This is a genomic window from Skermanella sp., from assembly GCF_059503625.1.
This window is the reverse complement of record NZ_JCACHA010000467.1, coordinates 1-2,263: the sequence shown is the minus strand read 5'-3', so window position 1 is coordinate 2,263 and position 2,263 is coordinate 1. Positions and strand designations below refer to the sequence as shown.

Below are 2,263 nucleotides of genomic sequence, written 5' to 3'. Positions count from 1 at the left end.
GCAGCATGGCTGCGAAGCTGTCGAAGCTTTCCTGCTGGCTTGGTGGAAGAGCCACCATTTCCTTCAGGCGCCGGTTCCAGCGACAGTGATTACCAGCCACGTCATAGTCGAAGGTCCCAAGCCCGGCACCGTCTATCGCCACTCTCAGCAGTATCGGATCAAAATCATCCAGAGCATCGTCTTGATCCTCGTTTCTTTTCATGCTTAACCCCTTAAGCAATAGGTATGATTATTTGCTACTTTCTCCGACCATGCTTCAGGTGTCCAATACAAATCGTCAGCAGCATCAAGTTCACGGGTGTGAAGGCTGATATACGCACTGATATACATTCGGCCGGTCATCTTTATCCAGAATACCGCGAAAGTCTCAGCACGACACCCTTGTCAGGAGCGATCTCGAGATGGCCATCAGCCTGCGAGATCAGGCGCCGAACAAGTCGAAGTCCAAGGCCCCTTGTGCCGGCCTGGTCATCAACGTAAGCACTGCTCCCGTCGGCAGCGACCACCAGGCTGATGTTATCAGGGGCATACGAGCCGGTCAGCGTGACCTGTCGGCTCCCTTCACTTTGCAGGGCAGCGCGCAGGAGCTCCGTAACGGCAAGTCCGACGGGCAGGGCGACGTCGAGGAGGATGCTTTCTCCTCTCAGCTTCTCAAGGTCTACCAGAAGGCGCGCACCCGGAGCAGGCAGCAGTTCACCAACCTGACGCGCGAGGCGCTCAAGGTAGGGCCCGGAGTCAACGGAGCTGTAGTCCGAACTTTCGTGAGCGCTGTCCTGGGCAAGGGCGATCGAGCGAACCAGCATGACCGCTTCCCTGAAACGCGTCCTTTCCGGTCCATCGGCAATCCCTTTTGCCTGGAGGCTGAGCAGGCTGATCACGGTCTGAAGATTGTTTCGGCTTCTGTGGTGAACCTCCCTGAGCAGGCCTTCCTTTTCCCGCAGCAGTTGTGCCTGCTCCAGGGTGAGCCGTTCCTGGCACACCAGCAAGGCCTGAAGCCTCTCCTGGGCCTCGACCATGTCCGTGATGTCGATGCAGGAGCCGAAGTAGCCGCTGAAGGCACCATCGGCACCATGGAAGGGACGCCCGTTGTCGAGCAGCCAGCGGTACTCACCGTCATGGCGCCGCAGCCGGTAGGGCATCGAGAACTCTTCCCGGGCATCGAAGGCAGTGACGTAAATCGCGACACATCGGTCATAGTCGTCCGGATGAACACCCTGGGCCCAGCCGAAGCCGAGTTCCTGCTCCATTGTGCGGCCGGAAAATCGCAACCAGGGTTCGTTGAAGAAATCGCACATCTTGTCGAGCCCGGCGCGCCAGATCATGACGGGCGCGTTATCCGCCAGCAGTTTAAACTGATCTTCGCCGGAACCATGATCAACCACTATTCTCGTCCTCTTCGGCATAATTGCATCACGTCAAAAAGGGCCAGGCACATCGAACGGGTTTCAGGCCGTACCAAATTGATGTATTGCACGGACCAGAGCTACCATTGGGGAAGCATGCAGACCAGCCTTATCGATCTCGCTCCAGCCGCGGCCGCCTCATCCACCAGCGAGGATGACGAGCGTCACAGCGCGAGCCGGATCGAGCACACGAGAAGATTGCGCCTGGTGATCGTGGAGGACGACGCTGTCGCTTCGATGAACCTTGAGGCCATCCTTGAGGAGCTCGGGCATGAGATCTGCGACGTTGCCTCCACCGCTTCGGCAGCGGTGCGGATGGCGGAACAGCACAGGCCGGAGTTGATCCTGATGGACATCCGGCTGGCCAGAGGGAGCTCCGGGATTGAGGCCGCGTGCACGATCCGTGACAGCCTGGACATTCCCAGCATCTTCGTCACAGCGCATGACGATGCGGCGACCATTGGGCAGGCAATGGCTGCCCGGCCCCTCGGCTTCGTCACCAAGCCCTACACTTCAAGGGAAATCGCGGCGGCCCTTGCCGAAGCCCTCAGCAGCCCTCATGGCCTCTGTTGATCCATGGACAAGCCGCTCGACATCATAGCGGAAAGATGATCTTCCAGGCCGTTCCCGATGCTGCATCCACCTCAATCGATCCCTCAACCTGCTTCACCAGTCGCTCGACAAGGGTCATTCCAACACCGCGGCGGAGCTGCCGATCCAGCCCACTGCCGTTGTCGGCGACAATCAGCAGGGCTTCGCCCGTTCCAGCGACACCTAAGGAGATTTCCACCTTTCCGCTGCCGCTGGCAAAGGCATGTTCCAGCGCGTTCGAAACGAGCTCGTTGACCACGATGCCCAGC

General features: G+C 59.1%; 4 protein-coding genes. 1 reads left to right on the top strand and 3 read right to left on the bottom strand.

Features of this window, described 5'->3' with window-relative positions; genetic code table 11:
- Window positions 1-202 (bottom strand): hypothetical protein (locus AC5JJ6_RS10200; RefSeq protein WP_496041933.1); only part of this gene is annotated, 202 nt, incomplete at its 3' end.
- A gap of 142 nt (window positions 203-344) precedes the next feature.
- On the bottom strand, window positions 345-1,382 hold the full coding sequence (locus AC5JJ6_RS10195; RefSeq protein WP_496041932.1) for a sensor histidine kinase: 1,038 nt from the start codon (window positions 1,380-1,382) through the stop codon (window positions 345-347).
- Between the two features lie 117 nt (window positions 1,383-1,499).
- On the opposite strand from AC5JJ6_RS10195, the gene AC5JJ6_RS10190 reads away from it, so the two are divergent.
- Complete coding sequence (locus AC5JJ6_RS10190; RefSeq protein WP_496041931.1) at window positions 1,500-1,976, top strand: response regulator; 477 nt, start codon at window positions 1,500-1,502, stop codon at window positions 1,974-1,976.
- A 22-nt stretch (window positions 1,977-1,998) separates the two neighbouring features.
- Here the strand turns inward: AC5JJ6_RS10190 and AC5JJ6_RS10185 are convergent.
- Window positions 1,999-2,263: ATP-binding protein (locus AC5JJ6_RS10185; RefSeq protein ID WP_496041930.1), on the bottom strand; the 265-nt coding region annotated here is incomplete at its 5' end.

What these genes read in the sequence shown, in the direction of transcription:
- AC5JJ6_RS10190 (WP_496041931.1), top strand. Translation starts at nt 1,500, where the DNA reads ATGCAGACCAGCCTTATCGATCTCGCTCCAGCCGCGGCCGCCTCATCC.